The organism is Streptomyces sp. NPDC001502, assembly GCF_042894785.1.
GTDB lineage: Bacteria > Actinomycetota > Actinomycetes > Streptomycetales > Streptomycetaceae > Streptomyces > Streptomyces kutzneri.
In genome coordinates this window covers 1-1,186 of the sequence record NZ_JBIAVW010000058.1, presented here as the reverse complement: position 1 = coordinate 1,186, position 1,186 = coordinate 1, and the positions used below count along the sequence as shown (strand labels likewise).

Annotated in this window: 2 protein-coding genes; both read right to left on the bottom strand. The window is 68.5% G+C overall.

Annotation, left to right across the window (positions count from 1 at the left end):
• Positions 1-104 (bottom strand): acyl-CoA carboxylase subunit epsilon (locus ACFY0D_RS40235; RefSeq protein WP_390802816.1); only part of this gene is annotated, 104 nt, incomplete at its 3' end.
• Positions 105-127: 23 nt separating this feature from the next.
• Positions 128-1,186: acyl-CoA carboxylase subunit beta (locus tag ACFY0D_RS40230; RefSeq protein ID WP_390802815.1), on the bottom strand; the 1,059-nt coding region annotated here is incomplete at its 5' end.

Sequence of the window (1,186 nt, the reverse complement as noted above, 5' to 3'; positions counted from 1 at the left end):
GTGGAGGCGGCGCGGGCGAGGAGGATGGCGGTGATGGCGGCGAGTTCCTCGGGCCGGGCGTTGCCCTTTTCGACCTTCAGGAGGGTGTCGGCGGTGATGCTCATGTGGTGGCAGGTCTCCTTCGCGGTTACTGCGGCGGGTTGCCGTGCTTGCGGGACGGCAGATCGGCGTGCTTGTTGCGGAGCATCGCGAGGGCGCTGACGAGGACCTCGCGGGTCTCGGCGGGGTCGATGACGTCGTCGACGAGGCCGCGTTCGGCCGCGTAGTACGGGTGCATCAGTTCGGCCTTGTACTCCTTGACCATGCGGACACGCATGGCCTCGGGGTCCTCGGCGTCCGCGATCTGCTTGCGGAAGATGACGTTGGCCGCGCCCTCGGCGCCCATCACGGCGATCTCGTTGGTCGGCCAGGCGTAGGTGATGTCGGCGCCGATGGACTGGGAGTCCATGACGATGTACGCGCCGCCGTAGGCCTTGCGCAGGATCAGGCTGATCCGCGGGACGGTGGCGTTGCAGTACGCGTAGAGGAGCTTGGCGCCGTGGCGGATGATGCCGCCGTGTTCCTGGTCGACGCCCGGCAGGAAGCCGGGGACGTCCAGGAGGGTGATGATCGGGATGTTGAAGGCGTCGCACATCTGGACGAAGCGTGCGGCCTTCTCGGAGGCCTCGATGTCCAGGACACCGGCGAGGTGGCCGGGCTGGTTGGCGACGATGCCGACGACCTGGCCGTTCATCCGGGCCAGGGCGCAGATGATGTTGCGGGCCCAGCGCTCGTGGATCTCCAGGACGTCGCCTTCGTCGACGAGTTCCTCGATGACCTTGAGCATGTCGTACGGGCGGTTGCCGTCGGCGGGGACCAGGTCGAGGAGGACCTCGCTGCGGCGGTCGGCCGGGTCGCTCGTCTCGTGGACGGGCGGGTTCTCGCGGTTGTTGGAGGGCAGCATCGAGATGAGGTAGCGGACCTCGGAGATGCAGGTCTCCTCGTCGTCGTACGCGAAGTGCGCGACGCCGGAGGTCTCGGCGTGGACGTCGGCGCCGCCCAGGCCGTTCTGGGTGATCTCCTCGCCGGTCACCGCGCGGACCACGTCCGGGCCGGTGATGAACATCTGCGAGGTCTCGCGGACCATGAACACGAAGTCCGTCAGGGCCGGGGAGTACGCGGCGCCGCCGGCGCACGGGCCGAGCAT